The following is a 16,959-nucleotide window of genomic DNA, read 5'->3' as shown; positions in this document are numbered from 1 at the left end:
GCTCACGGTCGATTGACGACCAAAAGAGCCCCGTCGCTGCCGGCGACTACCAATCGCGGGCCGAAGGGGACCGGGCCGAAGACGGCCGGCTCATCCAGCTCGATGCGCACCGATTCCTGGCCGTCTTTCAGGGCGAGCCGAATCAGGCGGCCCTCGACGTCGAGCAGCCAGACGCCGTCGCCCTCGACCAGCGGTCGCCCGCCGAGTTGCCCGGCGACCTGCTGCCGCCACGCGACGCCGGCCGTCGGCGAGATCGCCACGACTTCCCCGGAATCAAGAGCCGCCAACACCGCTTCGGCGGCGCCCCCGGGGGGGCCGAGCGGGAAGGGTCCCCAGGTAATCCGTCCGCCGAGCGACGTCGGCTCAGCCGGGGCGAGAGTCGCGGCGTCAAACGCGGCCAGATTCCCCTGGGAGTCGCCCGCGACAATGCGGCCTGCAATCGCCGCGAGCGGAGTTTCCAGCGACGCCTCGCCGAGTTCGACCTCCGCCGCAACCGCCAGCGCCGCCTGAGCGCCGACGCCTTGCACGCCGACGAGATACAGTTTCTTCGCGCCGTCGCTGATCGCGAACCGGAGCTCGCTGCCGGGGACGGCCGTCGGCGCCAACCAAGCGACGTCTTGGCCCGGCTCCATCCGCGGTTGGAAGGGCGCGGCCAGCTGTCCGCCATCGACGGCGCTCAACCAAAACACTTGGCCGATTTGCGTGGGGACGACGACCCCTTCTCCCCAGGGAATCGGTTCGCACGCCAGCGCGGCCGGCAACGGCAACGGCAGCAGCGAATCGCGCGGGGCATCGGGGCGGAATAGAAGCAGCGTCTTGGCTCCCACGGCGCCGGCGACCATGCGGCCGCCGCCCAGGTCGACCAACTCGTCCAGGGCGACCTGTCCGCCGGGACCCTCGGCCCGCAGCGGGCGATCTTGTACGCGGCGGCCGAGCGATTGACGATCGAGCAGGTACACGCCCCCCGCGGAACTGGCCGCCGAGATCCGCAACCCCTGCGGATCGACCGCCGGGGCGCCCGCGGCGGGAGCGGCCAACCGCGTCTCCCACAGCGTCTTGTCGGTGTCGCGATCGAGGGCTTCGACGATCGCGCCTCCGCCGTTTTGCGGACGCCGCACATGGATCAGCACTTCGCCGGTTCGGAGCAACGCCTGATCGAACACGTCTCCAGGATAGTCGCGCGGCAGCGTGCGGACCGGCAGCCGATTGCCGGTCGGTTGGACCGCGAACTTCTGCAAGTTGCCCGCGGCGACCCACAGGTGCGACTCCTGAGTCCCCTCGACGAGCATCCCGAACGGCGCGATCGATGCGGCGAGGTTCGCGTCTCGCTTGGCGAGTTGCGTGATCGCCGCCGCGTCGTCGCCGGCGCCCGCTTCGTACACCGCGACCTCGCCCAACGTGGTGAGCGCCGCAAATCGACGCCCGGCCGACAACAGCGGCGTAACGACGGGGCCCTTCAACCGCAACACCGTCACGGGCTGCATCGCCGCTTGCCGTTTGTCGAGCCCCACGACGTGGAGTTGGCACGTCTCGACCCCGGCGTTCTCGGCGACGAGCACCTTGTTGAGCACCGGCAGCGGCGGGGCCTGCACGCTCCCTTTGGCGTGTCCGACGAAGTAGACTCCCAAGCACGACAGGGTCTGCGCGTCGAGCGTATAAAGATTCGAGTAATCGCCGACGACATAGACTCGGTCGCCGCGGGGACTGAACGCCGGGGGAATGCGAATCGGCTGGCTGAATTGGACGTGGCCGCGCAACTCGCCGCTGACGGCGTCAAGGACGTACAACTTGCCCGACGCGCCGGGGACGAGCAGCGTCGCGTCACGCAGGGCGCCCTGACCGAGGGCTTCCCCCAGCGGTTGGCGCCACGCGAGCTTGCCCGAAGAGCCGTCCACGGCGACGACCTCCTGATGAAGCGAGTCGACGGCGATCTGCAGATCGTCGGGCCCCGCGAAGGCGGTCCCGCCGACGCCGACCGGCCGACGCCACAGCAGGGTCCCGTCGCTGGCCGACAGGCCGTAGAGCACGCCGTCGATCCGCACGGCGATCGCGCCCGTCTCGCCGCTGGGGCCCGCAGAGCTTAGTCGCTCGGCCAGAGCGATCGCGGCGGCCAGGGGAGCGGGGCGCTCGGCGGTTTCGGCGGCGCGGGGCTCGGCGGTGAACTTCACCAAGGCCTGCTCCGCGGCCGACACTTCGCGGACCTTCGCCCCCAATTGTTCGTCGGTCACCAACATCGGGTAGGTGGCCAGCAGTTCCTTGTGGGCCGTGAACGCCGCGGCGGGGTCGGCGGCCTTGATCGCGGCGTCCATCGCGGCGATCGTCTGCGCAAGATCCTCGTTGCGGGTGAGCCGCCGCTGGACGCGCTCGAGCGTCTCGCGAACCGATTCCAACTCGCTGTCCAGCCGCAGCCGTTGCGGGACGAACTTGGTGTTCATGCAGAGCCCGACCGCGCTCTTTGAGGAGTCGATGAGCTGGCGAATCTCCGCGGGCTCGGTCGCCTGTTCAGCCTGGGCCGCCAGCCCCGTGGCGATCTTGGCGAGCAACTCGGAAAGCTCGCTCTTCGCTTGCGAGAGGCTTCCGCCCCCCGACTCCCCTTCGCTGCTGAAGGCCGGCTCGTCCTGAATCGCGGCAGTCGTCGCCTGAGCCGTAGCGAGCGCGGTCGTGAAGTCGCTGCGGCCGGTCGTGTCGCGCCACAGCTTGGACATCTCCAGCCGAACCCGGGCTTGGCTGACATCCGAGTGCCGGGGGAAATCGGCGACAAACTTTTCGTACTGCGTGATCGCCTGCGAATACGACCCCGCGTCGAACAACCGGCCCGCGTCTTGGAGCAGTTTGTCGGCGTTCTCGCGGAACAGCAGGTACCAGATCACCGCGCCGGCAATCAGCAGCGACGCCAAGCCCCCGAACCCGAGCAAGATCAGCGGCGAGTCCCATTCATTCTGCCGGCGACGGTCGCGTTTTTTTCGGGATCGCTTCTTTTTCCCGCTGGAACCGTCGGCGCCAGCGCCCCCCTCGGCCTCAAGCAGCGGGTCATGTCCGGCGGCCGCGTCGTCGAGCCCTGCCGACGAGAACAAGCTCCGATCGCCCGGCAGACTCTCGAGCCCGCCGGGGGCCGCCGGCAGCTCCTCGGCCGGCATCAATGCGATCGGCTCCTCCTCGCGAGCCGGTCGCCTTATCGGGGCAGGGGGTTCGGCGGGGGGCGTCGCAGGGGGTTGGTTCGGCCGCTTCGGCAGCGGCACGAGCCCCAGGATGCTCGATTCGGCACCCGGGCTGACGATCAACGACGTCTCCAGCAACCGCTTCGCCTCGTCCCGGTCGATCAGTTCCTTCTTCACCAGAAACTTCAACAGGCTCTTCGACGTGATCCGGTGGTCTCCCTGCCGCACCTTCTGCCGCAGTTGGGCGATCACGCCGGTCGAGACCGATTTGCGTTCGGCGAGGACGTCAAGAAAATCGTCGGGCGTCATGGCGTCAGCGGGTGAGCGTTCGTGGGGTGCGAGCGAAAGCGGGTCGGGGGGAGACTAGAAATCCAAGTCTCCGTCTTCGTAGCTCATGAGGGCGATCTCCTCGCATCCGGCGCCGGCCCCGCCGTCGAGCGCCGCGACGACGCTTTCATGACGCGAATCGCCGTGCGCCTGCACGAGCAGTTTGTTCGGCGGCTTCGGGCCGTCGGTCCGTGCCTCGCGCAGCTTGTCCCGCATCGCCGCGGCGCTCATCGCCCGCTGCTCGTCGGGCCATGCGGGGGCGGCGATCCAGTACACGTTGTCGGCGTCGATCCGCACGGTGATCATGTCAAGTTCGGGATCGTCGACCACTTGGTTTTGCGCCGCGTCGTCGCTGACCGGGGGAACGTTGATCGCCTTCGACGCCGCGAACGCCGCGGTAATCATGAAGAAGATCAACAACAGGAACGTCACGTCGACCATCGGCGTGAGATCCATCTCGTCGTCGACGTCGCGGGGGCGCGTCGCTTCCATCTCCTCGGTGGTGAGGAATTCGTCGAACTCGTGCGACCCTTGATGGTCGTGCGACATCTATCTCGCCTCCGCCACCGCAAGGTGGATGCGCATGTCGGAAACCTTCGACACCGCCTTGATCACTCGCGCCACGTCACGGTGAGCCACGTTGCGATCAGCCTTGATCAGCACGTCCTGCTTCGGCTTGGTCTTGCCGTCGCCGTTCTTGGCCTCTTCGACCGCGGCGCGGATCTGTTCGTTCTGTTCGTCGAGATCCTCCGACAACGGGTCGCCGACGTCGCCGTCGGCCAGATAGACCGGGGCCTGATCCATCCCGCCGGCGACGACGGTGATGATGAAGCACTCCCGCTCGCCGACCGCTTGGCCGTGCTTGGCGGCCGCCAAGTCGACCGCCGAACTCGGGTCCATCGTCGAGCAAACGATAAAAAAGATCAAAAGCAGGAACGTCACGTCGATCATCGGCGTGATGTCCATCTCAGCGTCGGGGAGCTTCGACTCTCCGCCCAGCAGCGGACCGTCGTCGAAATCTTCGTCGACGAGCGAGGGAGCGGCTTTGGCGGCAACTTCGGCCATGGCAAGCGAGCAAAGGGAATCGGAACGGAGCGCGGACGACGACCGACGGGCTTATGCGAAACGGCTTTCAAGCCGGCAGCAGGGTTCGCAAGGTTTCGAACATCCGTCCCAGTCCCACCCCGACGAGGTCTTCCATCTTGCGGATCCGCACGTTCACGCTGGCGGTGGCAAGGACCAACGGCACGGCGATCGCCAACCCCAGCGCGGTCGTCGTGAGCGCGAACTGAATGTCGGTCGCCATTTGGGTGGCGTCGACCTGCTCGCTGCCGCCGAGCTTGGCGAAAGCGCCCATCATGCCCATAACCGTCCCCAACAGCCCGATCATTGGGGCCGACTTGGCGACGGTCGCGACCCAGCTCAGCCGATGCTCGATGTCGGCCATCACGTCTTGTTGAAATCGCTCGCCGATTCGGCGCCGCAACCGCGCGTATCCCAGGTCGCGGTTCGCGACGGCGAACATCGCCAACTGCGGCATCGCGCGGCGATCGCCTTCGCACAATTCGACTGCGGCGTCGAATTTCTTCGCGCCGAGCGATTGTTCCAACTCGGCGAGAAACTCGGCTTGCTCCTCCTCGTCGACGAATCTCGTGTCGGAGACGCGCCGCCAGACCATGATGACGCAGTACGCGCCCCACAGAGCCAGCACTCCCATGACGAAATAGACGATCCAACCGATGATGGTAAACAGGTCAGGCATGTTCGTAAGTTGCGCGACGGCTCGGCAAGAAATAATGTGAATGGGAGATCGAATACGGGCTCGGCGCTCGCCCGGCTAAAAATATTTTTGATCGACGACTTCGAACGTGTAGCCGTTGCGACTCTCGACGACGGTGAACACCGTCTCGCGAATTCGATTGGGGTCGCCCGACTCGTTGGCCGCCTTCTCGATGGTCCACAGCAACGCTTCCGCTTCGAACGGGAAAAACAGCAGCGCGAAGTTGCCGAACCGCGCCACGCCCGCCTTGGCGGCCAATTCTTTGGTGAGCCGGGGCATCGGCCCGTCGGCCGGCACGGTGCGGCCCCACGCATTGTAATCCACCGACTCGGCCGTCTCGGTCTCGACGGCCCCCGTGAAATTCCACGCGACGTGCAGCTTGTTGTCGCGGCCGATCACGCCGACACGGATCTTGTACTGGTCAAGCCAAGCGGCGAACGCCGTGGGCGAGGTCGGCTCGAACCGAATCTTCCACCGCTCCCACCGGGGGACGCGTTCGACGACCCCGTCCCCGCCGGTCCCGGCCTGTCGGGCGTCTCCCAGCCCTTCGCCCTTGCCCGCTTCCTTGGCGGCGTCGATGGCTTCGTCGGACAAAATCGCCGCATCAAGCGACATCGCATCGAGCGCATCGAGCGTGTCCTGCAACTGCGGCTCGGAGAGTTCCGGGGCGTCCTGCACCCCGGGCGGTTCCGGTTCCTCGGCGATCCCCTGGTTGGCGTTCGGGCTTGACGCCTCGACCGGCACGAACTCGATCGCCTGGATCGTCTCGCCGAATTTGTTCGAGAAAAACACGATCGACAACCCCGCCACCCCCGTGCCGACCATCAACAACAGCGCAACGAGCAGCGTCGCCGTCCGGTCGAACGCGTTCACGGGCAGCGCGTAGCGCGGCTCGCGAGTCGAACGGTCTGGGGACGGTGCAACGGCCATCGGCAAGACGCGGCGGAGGATGAAAACGGGCTGCCCCGGACCGTCACGGCAACGGGGGGGCGTCGGGGCGAACCGTACGGTACCACTGTTTCCATTTGTCGAGCGCCAAATCGCGCTCTTCGTCGGTGAAGTTGTCCCCCAGCCCGAAGCCCTCGAACTTGCGGCTGACCAGTCGGAGGCCGTCCCGCGCCTCGCGAACCACGCGACGGTCGGGATCGGTCATCGCGAACAGCAGCGTGGGAACGTAATCGAGGCTGCGCATCTTCGCCAGCGCGCGGACGGCCAGCACCCGCGCCTGCGGATTGCCGCTGCGGACGACTTGCTGCAACCGGCGGGCGTCTTTGGGACTCACTGCATCGACCCGCAGTGCGGCGGGATCGTCGAGCAGCGCGTCTAGAGCGTCGCTCTCAGTGTCGTCGAGCATCCCCAGCAGTTGGTCGACCTCGGTCGGCTTGGTCTCGACGACCAGCATGCCTCCCTTGAGGCGCACCTTCGACAGATCGCGGGGCAGGCCGCGCCCTCCCACAAGCGTTCCTTCGCCAAGGCTCGCCTTGATCGTCTGCTGAGTCGATCGCAACAAAAACAGAATTGAAAACGCGGTCGCACAAGGCTTGCCGGCGAAGTCGTCCCAAGCCCCGTCTCCCTGCTGCGTCTTTTTCAGCAGTTGGAAGCCGTCCTGATACCAACTCGGTTCCTCGTCGATGAGGCCGTCGATGTACTCCTCGAAGCTGCGGTAACGCTCCAGCGAGTAGAGATAGTAGCTCTGGTACTCGGCATTCTCGATTTTGTAATTCTTGTCGAACCAGGCCTTGCCCCGCTCGACCGCCGCGAGCAGGCGCTTCCTGTCGACGTCGCCGGCGGGGATCGTGACGACCCGTTTCTTCGGCCCCTCGTCCGCCCGGCGGAGCGCGGCGGGCAAGTCCTCGCCCCCTCCGGAAGCGATCTCCTCCGCCGGGGGCTTCAGCAGCCCCATGGCATTGCCCATGATCAGCGCCGCCCCCAGGCCTGCGGCCGTCATCGACTGGCCGGGACGCTCCTCTTGGGGGATCAATTTGTTGGGATCGCCGTCCTCGGGGAGATGCCCCTGATAGGCCCACAGGCCGCTCGGGTCCTGCGTGCGCATGAGCCACGTGAGACACTTCTGCACCGATTCGGCTTTAGGGCTGGCGCCGTTGTTGACCATCTCCCAGAAGGTGAGCGCCGCGTACTGCGTCTGCGACGTATCGCCCGTTTGGTAGCTGACGTAGCTGTAACCCCCGTGTTCTTTCTGGTGGGCCTGGAGCATGCCGCAATACTGGGCGGCGAGGGCGTCGTGTCCGCCGATCTCGATGAGAAAGATCGCCGCGATCGCCTTGCTGTAGATTTCGTTTTCCTCGGCGATCGCGCCAACCTCGCCGCGACAGGCTTCGATCGCTTCCTTGACGCGGGGATGATCCTTGCCGCGGCCCGCCTTGTAAAAGGTCAACCCGACCAGGGCCTTCCCCCCCAAGCGGTGATCGGTTTCCTTCTCAAGAAACGCGAGCCCCTTCTCGACCAACTCCCGAACTTCGGGACTATCGGGGTTCACTGCGCGTGCGCAGGGAACCGTGGCCGGCATCGCCGCGACCAGCGCGACGGCACTGGCCGCAAGGTGTCGCCGGCACGTGCGCAGCAGCCCGCGAGACGCGGACGCGCCCCCGGGAGCGACAACGGCGCGAAGCCCGGTTGACTCGGTGATTTCAGCAGATTTGGCCACGTTCTGTTCCGTGCGCGCCATCCGGCGGGGACGACGGGTCGCCGCCGTTCCGAAACGAGCAACCCAGGACGCGATCAGCAGGCCGACAGAGTGACTTGCTCGTGAGCGTAAGTCATCGGCCCCTAAGCGCTTGCGCAACCTAAACAGTAAACCGCGTCGATTCCTTCTGTCAAGCTGCGCACGGCGTGCGGGTTGGGGAAAGGGAACCTTTTGTCTCGATCTCCCGTCCACGCAGAGACTCGGCGGTCGAAGTCGCACCGATCGGCCCGACTCGCACGACCGACGTCCGCTCATTCGCCCAGGCGCAGACCGCGCTGATTTCGGCTCGCGAACATCCGCGATTCGCGCCGATAACCCTATCCACCCAACGAATCCCGGCGCATCGGCGAAGCTCGCAATGCGACAAACAGGCTGGAATATTCAGGGGAGTCGCGCCAGCGAGGGCCCGCGTCGCCCGATCGAAATCGCCCCGCGCTCGGCCCTTGCGAAAGAGTGACAGTCGAACTAAAACGGCCAGTTCGGGACAGGTAGCTCAGTTGGTAGAGCAATGGACTGAAAATCCATGTGTCGGCGGTTCGATCCCGCCCCTGTCCACTTTTTCTCTCTCTTTTCGGCCGCGTTCGGCAGCGCGGCAGCGCCCGCGGAGCGGGGGACTCCTCGGCAGGGTTTGACGCGCGGAGGGATTGGTCTGGACCCGTCCCGCAGTTCAGTCGCAGTCCTGCAACTGCGCCGGCAAGTCGGCCGATTTGACGACCATCACCGAACAGCGGATGCCAGGCAACAGTTGTTCGGCCAAGTTGCCCGAGATCAGTCCGCTGATTCCCGAGCGGGCATTGCTCCCCAGCACGAGCAGTTCGACGTCGTGGTCGTTGACGTAGCGGACGATCGCTTCGGCGGGATCGCTCTCGACGACCGTCAGCGCGGTCGTCTCTGCACAGTGCAAGTCGCCCAATTCTTCGACGATCCGCGAGCGAACCACGGCGGTCCGGCCTTCGCCGGGCGGATGCGTGAACGCGAACGACTCGTCCGCGGCCGCGACCTCGGGCTCGACGGCGTGCAGCACATGAAGTTTCGCCCCATACAGCTCCGACATCGAGGCCCCGAGTTCGAGCGCCAATTCGCCCACCGGCGAAAGATCGTGAGCCACCAGCAACTCCGTCACCTCCCGGCGTTCGTTGGGTTTGACGACCCACACCGGGCAGGGACACTTGCGAAGGAGCTTCAGCCCCGTCGTGCCAAACAGGAGTTGCGATACGACCCAGTGTTGTTTCGTGCCGATGACGACAAGGTCGAACTGTCCGTCGCGGACAGCTTGGATCAACTCCGTACAGGGTGGGCCGAACTCGACCCGAGAGGTGGCGTCGACCCCTTGGTCGAGGGCCGAATGGACGAGATCTTCGAGCACGCCGCGGGCCAGGGCGTGGATGTTGTCGCGGCCGCCGTTCTCGAGAATCATCTGCTGCGTGCGGGCGCAGACGTCCAGGGAGTACATCAAGGTGACCTTGGCGCCGCTTGTGCGGGCGAGCCACAGGGCCTGCTCCACTGCTTGCACGCTCGGAGCGGACAAGGTATCGCCGACAAGACGGTCGCCGTCGGCCAGATCGACGCCGACGAGGATGTTTCTGAATCGCTTCATGGCTCAGCTCCTCGCGGTTTCACGATCATCCCGGAAGACGCGACGCCCCACTCGCTGGTACGCACGTGACGCAGATAAGGTTCGCCCGAATCGTTGACAAAACGGGGCGTTTTCGCCGCTTTTTGCGCGTTTTTGATGCAATTGCATCATACCATGCCGCGAAGAGAACCGGCAACGCGATTTGCGAGTTGCGACGCGGGGCGCATCTGGGTTCGGGCAACCTCGAAAGGGCGCAAACTGAAGTTGGCTTGCGGTCGCGCCACGCGGAACGGACGATTGTTCGCATTCCATGCTGCGGGGCTTCGGGAAGGAGAGCCGTGGTCAGGCTGCGCCGGAATTGCGGCCCTATGCGCGGGCCGTGACTCTGCGGGAAGGTTGGTTGACCGTTGTCAGTCGTCGGTCTTCCGTTGACGACGAGCAACCGTCGGCGCCGGGCAGGAGCAGTTCGCTCTTAGCGACAAGTCGAAACGGCTGCAGCGTATCCGAGCGTGGCTTGCCGTTGGGCTGTTCCCGGCCGTTCGCGTTCCTCGCGGTCATGAACAGAACCATGATCAGCAGCAATCAACTTTCGCAAACCTGGGATGAAGCGCTTCGGGATACGCTCAGCAAACTCTGCGACTCTGCCGTCATCCTTTGCTCTCGGTATTTGCGCGACGCGGGGCCACGAAAAAAGCCGCCTCGACGAGCCATCGTCGGGGCGGCTTTTCAATTGGCGGCGAGTCCGCACGCACGATGCGGCGGGGCGACTTACACCATGTCCTTCAGCTTCTTCAGGGCGCGAACCTTGACGACGTTCTTCGCCGGCTTGGCGGCGACGTCCATCAACTCGCCCGGCTTGAAGGGGTTCGGCACGCCCTTCTTGGCCGGCTGGGCCGGCTTGTGCTGCACGACGATCTTGCACAGCCCGGGGAGCGTGAAGCTCTGCGGGCCCTTCTTGCTGAGCGCCTTCGAGATCTCGTCGACCAGGGCGTCGAACACCGAAGCGACGTCCTTCTTCTGCAGACCGGTCGTCTCGGCAATGCTGGCGAACACTTCGGTCTTGGTCGGCGGCTTCTTAACGGGAGCTTTGGCCATTGGGAAAACCCTCCTTAGCAATTCTGTGGGTGGGGAAAAAGCGGACCTGGGCGGGAAACGGCAGTGACTCGGTCCTGTCCGCAACGGGGCTGGACGTGTGCAGTTGTAAGGACCGGGGAACGTGAATGACAAGGCGTCAGGCGCGAAAAACCCTGGAAAATCAGTGGTTCTTGGCTGAGCCGCCTTCTTTCTGCAGCCCTCCGACTCGCCCCGGAGAGGCCCCGGGTTGGGTCGACGGGAGGACTGACAGGCGAGACCGACAACCACCGTGGCGATTGCTTGCCCCGGGGGGACGATCTTTCTAAACTTCTCTCGGCAAGGGACTTAGGCGCACAAGCCACGGCTTTCGGCATGACCGCCAGACGCTGCCGGTCGACCGACTGCGGGCTTGCCGTGGGATCCCCAAAGTCGGGGAGCCGGGCAAACCGAGCCGGTTTTGGCTCTTGTGCGTGTTGCAGAAACACTACCACGCAATTTGGCCCGGGTTTTCCCGGGGCCGAGGCGGTTCGGGGGTTCTGAGAGACCCGTCGTGCGTACAATCGGCATAATCGGTCCGGCGGGACCGCACTGCGAAACGCCGGTTGCCGCGCTGGTCCAAACCTTGGGAGCATGGAATGCCGCCTGCAGCTCGAACCGCTGAGGCCGGAGGCCGGGGAACTCACGGAGCCGCGCGCCGCAGCTTATCCCGCCGGATCGTCTCGAGCCCCGGAATCCTGGCCGCTCTTGGGGGCGCGGGGCTCGTTCTGGTTGCGGTCGCGATCGCCCAGGACGCTCCGGCCGACCCCTTCGAGGGGGTGCAGCCCGTGATGGAGCGCGAACTGTCGCGCGGCATTCGACGGGCCGAGGAGCGAATCGCGGCGGGCGAGTTCACCCAGGCGCTGCGGTTCCTGGACGAAGTGTTGGGGCGCGACGCCGACGCCTTTGTCGAGACCGGATCGCCGGCCGCTTTCGCGGGACTCAAGTCGCGCGCCGCCGCGCTGCTGCGCGACTTGCCCCCCGCGGGACGCGAAGCGTATGTCGCCGCATTCGCGCCGACGGCCGAGCGCAAGCTGCGCGAAGCGGTCGCCTCGGGGAAGCGCAACGACCTCGAAGCGGTCGTGCGACAATATTTTTACTGTCCGGCCGGACAAGAAGCGGCGCTGCTGTTGGCTCGCCGCGAGGAAGACGCCGGCCGATTGCTGAGCGCGGGGTTGCTATACGACCGGCTCCTCGCTTGGCCGGAAGCGCGCCGGCGGTTCGACCCGCATTTGTCGGTGGCCGCAGCGGCGGCGTGGCGCGCAGCAGGGGACGAGATGCAAGCCAGCGCTGCGTGGGACGAACTTGCACGAACGAAAGACCAGCAAGTGCGGATTGGCGGCCGTCCCGAGCCGCTCGCCCAGGGCCGAGCCGCCAGCGAGTGGCTCGCGACCCGGCTAGGCGACCCGACGGCGCTGCCGGCGTTCGACGCGCGCGATTGGCTGACTCATCGAGGCAACGGGGCTCGGAACGCGGAGTCGCTAGGGGGATTGCCTCACATGCGAGTCCGCTGGCAGGTGCGCACCCTTCCTCATCCCGAGTTGGAGGACGTGTACGACGAACTGGCCGCCGACCGGCTCGAATCAGGCCGGCTCACTCCGCCCGCGATGGAGCCGCTGGCCGTGGGCGACGTGATCGTGCTGCGAACGCCGCACACGTTGTACGGCGTGGACTTTGCCACGGGCAAACTGGTGTGGCAATCCGAGCCGATCCGCTCGGCGGAGATCGAACAACTGCTGCCCCGCGACTCGGGCGAGGAAGGCGCCGACGGCGGCGCCGCGACGCGGGACGCGTTTGCGACGCGAATCTGGCGGGACCGCCTGTACGGCGTCATGAGCAGCGACGGCGAGCAGCTTTACGCCATTCGCAGCGAGCCGCTGCTGGAGTCCCCCGGCATGGAGATGTGGCGACTCGGCCCGTTCGGGGGAGACGTGCGGACGGCCCCCGAGTCGACCAATCGCCTGTGCGCCTATCGGCTGGACGCCCGCGGGGCGAAGGCATGGGAGATCGACGGTTCCGACGTCGCCGGCCCGCTTCCCGGAGCGTTCTTTTCCGGCGCCCCGATCGCTGTCGGGGCGACGCTGTACGCGGTCGTCGATCTGCGGGACGAAGTGAATCTGGCGGCCATCGATGCGAAGACCGGGGACATCGAATGGCGCCAACCGCTGGCGAGCTTCGATTACCAAATCGCGTTCGATCCGCAGCGCCACTTGAACGCGAACGTCGCTTCCTATGCCGACGGCATGTTGGTCTGTCCGACGGGGGGGGGCGTCGTGGTGGGGTTCGACGTGGCGAGTCGCGCGTTGGCCTGGGCTTATCCCTATCAGCGACGCGAGGCGTTGCAGAGTTATCCCCACCGGGTCGACGAGTTCCCCAGCGGCGACGAGGCAGGGTCTTGGATCGACGCCGCGGCGACAATCGCCGACGGCAAGGTCCTGACGTCTCCGCCCGACTCGAACGAATTGCATTGCCTCGATCTTCGCACGGGCAAACTTCTGTGGAAGCGCGACCGCGGCGGCATGCTCGCCGTGGCCTGCGTCAGCGAGGGGCGGGTGCTCCTGATCGGGCCGCAGAAGGCGATCGCGCTGAAGCTGGCCGACGGCACGATGGCGTGGAACGGCGCCGGAGTCGCGTGGCCCGCAGGCGCAGCTCCGACCGGAACAGGGTTCTTGACCGGCGGAACGTACTTTCTGCCGCTGTCCAATGGCGAGGTCGTCGCGGTCGATCTGGCGGCCGGCAAGATCGCTGCCAGCGTCGCCGCCAAGCAGGCCCGGCCGCTCGGGAACCTGATTTGCCATCGCGGCGCCGTGCTGTCGCAGTCGGGCCGATTCTTGGAGCGATTCGACCAAGTCGACGTGCTGCGCGCCGAGGCGACCGCGGCCCTGGCTGACGACGATCAGAACGTCGACGCCTTGAGAACCCTGGGCGAAATCGCGATGAACGAAGACCGCCGCGGCGAAGCGATTTCGCTGCTCGAACGGGCCCACCGCCGCGCGCCGGACGACGTCGACGTCGGGGCCGTCTTGGCCGAGTGCCTGATCGAATCTCTGGAAGCGGACTTCGTCGCCCACCGCGACAAGCTGCCGCTGTTGGCCCAGTTGCAGGACGGCTCGGCCGCTCGGCGGCTGTCCCTGTTGCGGATTCAGGCGCGCGGCTTTCTGGAAGTCGGCGAACCGGCCCCGGCGGCCGACGCGTGTTTGGAGCTTTACCGCACCGCCGGAGCCACGAGCGGCCCGTTCGCCCTGGGACCCGACCACGAGGCTCAACCAGCCCGCTGGGGCCGAGCCCAGATCGCCGCAATCTACGCCGCAAGCAGCGAGTCCGAGCAAGCGAGGATTCGGGACGAAGTCGCTCGGCTGGCGCCGGTGGACGACGAATCAGGGATGCCGACGGTTCGCTATCTGGAGTGGTTCGGCGATCTGCCGGGCGCCGAGGAGCTGCGCTTGCAGTTGGCTCGCAAGCTCGCCGAGCAGCAGCAGTGGCTCGCGGCCCAGCAACAGTTCTTGTCGTTGGAGAAATCGACCGACGCGGCCGTCCGCGCCGAGGCGGTCGCGCGGATCGCTCGCGGCCTGCATGCCGCCGGGGCCGACGTGTTCGCCGGGGCTTACGACGTGCGATTGGCGGGCGAGTTGGCCGAGACGGTTTGCCTCGATGGCAAGACGGGCGCCGAGTTGGCCGTTGCGCGTGAACCGGGGGGACTCGACTGGCCCCAAGGTCGGGTTGAACCGCAAAACAAACCGACGTCGCCGGAGAACCGCCTCGGCCGAGCGCGGATGCCGCTATGGGGGGTCCCCTGGGAGCGGGCCGACGACGTGCTGGCCGGGGCGAGCGTCGCCTTGATCAGTCGCAACGGCGGCTTGTTGCTGCGCGACAGTCGCGGGCGCGACGCATTCACGACCCTGATCGATCCGACGCAGCAGGCCGCGTATCGCGAGCCGGGGATGAGCTACGCCGTCGCCCGGGGCAGTCTGATGGTCGTCTCGACGGGCCGCCAAATCGCGGCGGTCAACACGCTGGCCCGCGGCGAGGAGACTGCCGTGCTGTGGCGCACGAACGTCGTCGGAAACGACGCGCGCGACGAGTTGCCGGGAAGCCCGTCGTCCACGCCGTCGCGGCCTGGAACGTACCGCCCTCCGCGCGCCGAGTTCAACGGCCGCTGGACCGGGGTCGTCGGACCGATGACGGTCGACGGGGTCGTTTTTCACGATTCACGGCGTCTCGTCTGCGTCGACCCGCTCTCGGGAGAAACGCTGTGGCGACGGGGCGACGTTCCTGCCGGGTGCGATCTGTTCGGCGACGAGCAGGTCGTTTTCGTCGCCCCGCGCACGAGTCGCCGGGCGCAGGCGTACAGCACCGTCGACGGCCGGGCTCTGGGCGAACGGGCCGTGCCGAGCTGGCGCGAACGCCTGACGACCCGGGACCGAACCGTCATTGCTTGGGAGTCGGGACCCGCGGGGTGCAAGCTCTCGGCGGTCGACGTTTGGACCGGCGCCAGCGCGTGGGAGCTGCAATTCGCTCCCGAGTCGCTGGTTGACGTCGACGCCGGTCGTCTGGCGGCCGTCATGGAACGGGCCGGCAGGATCGCGGTGATCGATCTGGCGACCGGACGATTCGTGGTCGACGACGACGACGCACTGCCGCGCAAGGCCGATGAGATCCACCTGCTTGCGGGAAGCGACGCGCTGGTGATCGCCGTCTCGCAGAACGCGCCGCGGCGACCCGAGCGACGGATCGCGTTGTTCAACCAGTTCGACTACCCGACGATCAACGGCGACCTCTACGTATACGATCGCGCAAGCGGCGCCATGCGGTGGAACCAACCGGCGCAGCTCTCGCAACAGGCGCTGATGCAGACCCAAGGGGTCGACCTGCCGGTGATCGTGTTCGCCAGCACGCTCAACCGCGTCGACAAAGGGGGGAGCCGCGCAAGCGCCACGATGCTGGTGCTCGACAAGGCGACCGGCCGGACCCTGTTCCGGAGCGACGAGCTGAACGCCGCCGCCGCGGGGTATTGCCAGCCGCAGGTGGCGAGCGACGCTCAGCACGTCGTGGCGATCGAGATGAGCAGCAGCACGCTTTCGCTCCGGTTCACCGACGCCCCGCGACCGCCCATCCCGCCATCGATGGCCGAGGTCGAGGCGAACGACTCCGAGTCGCGGCAGGGGCTGAACAACCTGCTCCGCCGCGCGTTTGAAGCCGTCGATTGACGCAGTCGCCTCCTCGCCGCGTAAATGGATTTCCTCCATGCAATTCCGCCTGAGCAAACTGACATCGACTGTCGCCTTCGCCGCGTTGGCTTGCCTGTGTGCAGCGCCGTCGCTGGCGGAGCCGATCGATCCCGAGACGCGGCAGGCGGTGTCCCGGGGGCTCGATTGGCTCGCCCACCAGCAGCACCAACTGGGAAGTTGGACCGCGCAAGGGCGGTACCCGACGGCGATGACTTCGCTGGCCGGGTTGGCCATGTTGTGCGAAGGGTCGACGACGACCCAGGGAAAGTACGCCGAAAACATCCGCCGGGCGGTCGACTTCCTCACCCGCCGCGCCCGTCCCAACGGGCTGATCGGCGATCAGGACGACGACCGCTACACCTACGGCCACGGGTTTGCGATGCTGTTTCTGTCGGAGGTCCTGGGAGAGGAGGAGGACGTCGAGCGGCAACAGGAATTGATTCGCATCCTCGCCAAGGCGGTCGAGTTCACCGGCTACGCCCAAACTAAGGACGGCGGCTGGGGCTACGTCAGCGCCAAGGACGGCGGGGGGTTCGACGAGGGCTCGACGACGATCACCCAGGTGCAGGGCCTGCGAAGCTGCCGCAACGCGGGGGTCCCGGTCCCCAAGGAGATTATCGACAAGGCGGTCAAGTACATCCACGGCTGCACGCTTAAGGACGGGGCGGTCCAGTACAGCTCGAAGGGAGGCGGCGGGCGCCCGGCGATCACCGCCGCGGCAGTGGCCTGCCTGTTCAACGCCGGCGAGTACGACGACGACTACGTGCCGCGGATGCTGGAGTACTGCCGGGCGAACCTCGATCCGACGGCCAGCGACAGCTTCGGCCACTGGCACTACGCCCACTTCTACTACGCCCAGGTGCAATACCGCGAGGGAGGGGACGTGTGGGAACAATACCGCCGCGCCATCCGCAAACGCCTGCTGACCGAGGCGACCGAGACCAAAGTCGCCGACGAGACGGTCGTCTTCTGGCAACAGGGCTACGTCGGACCGGTGTATACGACCGCACTGAACCTGATCATGCTGCAACTGGACAATGCCTGCTTGCCGATTTATCAGCGGTGAGGCCGGTTTG

At 66.5% G+C, this 16,959-nt stretch carries 10 protein-coding genes and 1 tRNA gene; 3 read left to right on the top strand and 8 right to left on the bottom strand.

Going from position 1 to position 16,959, the window contains the following annotated elements:
* Nucleotides 1–2: 2 nt before the first annotated feature.
* From KF688_18740 to KF688_18715, 6 genes are all read right to left on the bottom strand, one after another.
* Nucleotides 3–3,467 carry a PQQ-binding-like beta-propeller repeat protein gene (locus KF688_18740; protein MBX3427723.1) on the bottom strand — a complete coding sequence of 1,155 codons (3,465 nt, stop codon included), beginning with the start codon at nucleotides 3,465–3,467 and terminating at the stop codon, nucleotides 3–5.
* Nucleotides 3,468–3,521: 54 nt separating this feature from the next.
* A complete protein-coding gene (locus KF688_18735; protein MBX3427722.1) occupies nucleotides 3,522–4,034 on the bottom strand; it encodes a biopolymer transporter ExbD in 513 nt (170 codons plus the stop codon).
* A complete protein-coding gene (locus KF688_18730) occupies nucleotides 4,035–4,550 on the bottom strand; it encodes a biopolymer transporter ExbD (GenBank protein MBX3427721.1) in 516 nt (171 codons plus the stop codon). It abuts the gene before it with no gap.
* 67 nt (nucleotides 4,551–4,617) lie between these two features.
* Complete coding sequence (locus tag KF688_18725) at nucleotides 4,618–5,247, bottom strand: MotA/TolQ/ExbB proton channel family protein (GenBank protein ID MBX3427720.1); 630 nt, start codon at nucleotides 5,245–5,247, stop codon at nucleotides 4,618–4,620.
* A 75-nt stretch (nucleotides 5,248–5,322) separates the two neighbouring features.
* Nucleotides 5,323–6,138, bottom strand: a complete 816-nt coding sequence (locus tag KF688_18720; GenBank protein ID MBX3427719.1) for a hypothetical protein — start codon at nucleotides 6,136–6,138, stop codon at nucleotides 5,323–5,325.
* A 100-nt stretch (nucleotides 6,139–6,238) separates the two neighbouring features.
* Nucleotides 6,239–7,762 carry a hypothetical protein gene (locus KF688_18715; GenBank protein ID MBX3427718.1) on the bottom strand — a complete coding sequence of 508 codons (1,524 nt, stop codon included), beginning with the start codon at nucleotides 7,760–7,762 and terminating at the stop codon, nucleotides 6,239–6,241.
* Between the two features lie 689 nt (nucleotides 7,763–8,451).
* On the opposite strand from KF688_18715, the gene KF688_18710 reads away from it, so the two are divergent.
* Nucleotides 8,452–8,524, top strand: a tRNA-Phe gene (locus KF688_18710).
* A gap of 112 nt (nucleotides 8,525–8,636) precedes the next feature.
* Here KF688_18710 and KF688_18705 read toward each other — a convergent pair.
* Nucleotides 8,637–9,566 carry a universal stress protein gene (locus KF688_18705; GenBank protein ID MBX3427717.1) on the bottom strand — a complete coding sequence of 310 codons (930 nt, stop codon included), beginning with the start codon at nucleotides 9,564–9,566 and terminating at the stop codon, nucleotides 8,637–8,639.
* 747 nt (nucleotides 9,567–10,313) lie between these two features.
* Nucleotides 10,314–10,640 (bottom strand): HU family DNA-binding protein, encoded by a 327-nt coding sequence (locus KF688_18700; protein ID MBX3427716.1) that lies wholly within the window; start codon nucleotides 10,638–10,640, stop codon nucleotides 10,314–10,316.
* 614 nt (nucleotides 10,641–11,254) lie between these two features.
* Between KF688_18700 and KF688_18695 the strand changes: the two genes are divergently transcribed.
* Both KF688_18695 and KF688_18690 read left to right on the top strand, forming a co-directional pair.
* A complete protein-coding gene (locus tag KF688_18695; protein MBX3427715.1) occupies nucleotides 11,255–15,862 on the top strand; it encodes a PQQ-binding-like beta-propeller repeat protein in 4,608 nt (1,535 codons plus the stop codon).
* Between the two features lie 37 nt (nucleotides 15,863–15,899).
* Nucleotides 15,900–16,949 carry a terpene cyclase/mutase family protein gene (locus tag KF688_18690; GenBank protein MBX3427714.1) on the top strand — a complete coding sequence of 350 codons (1,050 nt, stop codon included), beginning with the start codon at nucleotides 15,900–15,902 and terminating at the stop codon, nucleotides 16,947–16,949.
* Nucleotides 16,950–16,959 lie beyond the last annotated feature (10 nt).

This window comes from Pirellulales bacterium (assembly GCA_019636345.1).
Classification (GTDB): domain Bacteria; phylum Planctomycetota; class Planctomycetia; order Pirellulales; family Lacipirellulaceae.
Note: the sequence above shows the minus strand (reverse complement) of the source record. Positions and strands in the feature narration are given on the sequence as shown.

What these genes read in the sequence shown, in the direction of transcription:
- KF688_18730 (MBX3427721.1), bottom strand. Translation starts at nt 4,550, where the DNA reads ATGGCCGAAGTTGCCGCCAAAGCCGCTCCCTCGCTCGTCGACGAAGAT.
- KF688_18705 (MBX3427717.1), bottom strand. Translation starts at nt 9,566, where the DNA reads ATGAAGCGATTCAGAAACATCCTCGTCGGCGTCGATCTGGCCGACGGC.
- KF688_18700 (MBX3427716.1), bottom strand. Translation starts at nt 10,640, where the DNA reads ATGGCCAAAGCTCCCGTTAAGAAGCCGCCGACCAAGACCGAAGTGTTC.
- KF688_18740 (MBX3427723.1), bottom strand. Translation starts at nt 3,467, where the DNA reads ATGACGCCCGACGATTTTCTTGACGTCCTCGCCGAACGCAAATCGGTC.
- KF688_18695 (MBX3427715.1), top strand. Translation starts at nt 11,255, where the DNA reads ATGCCGCCTGCAGCTCGAACCGCTGAGGCCGGAGGCCGGGGAACTCAC.
- KF688_18690 (MBX3427714.1), top strand. Translation starts at nt 15,900, where the DNA reads ATGCAATTCCGCCTGAGCAAACTGACATCGACTGTCGCCTTCGCCGCG.
- KF688_18735 (MBX3427722.1), bottom strand. Translation starts at nt 4,034, where the DNA reads ATGTCGCACGACCATCAAGGGTCGCACGAGTTCGACGAATTCCTCACC.
- KF688_18725 (MBX3427720.1), bottom strand. Translation starts at nt 5,247, where the DNA reads ATGCCTGACCTGTTTACCATCATCGGTTGGATCGTCTATTTCGTCATG.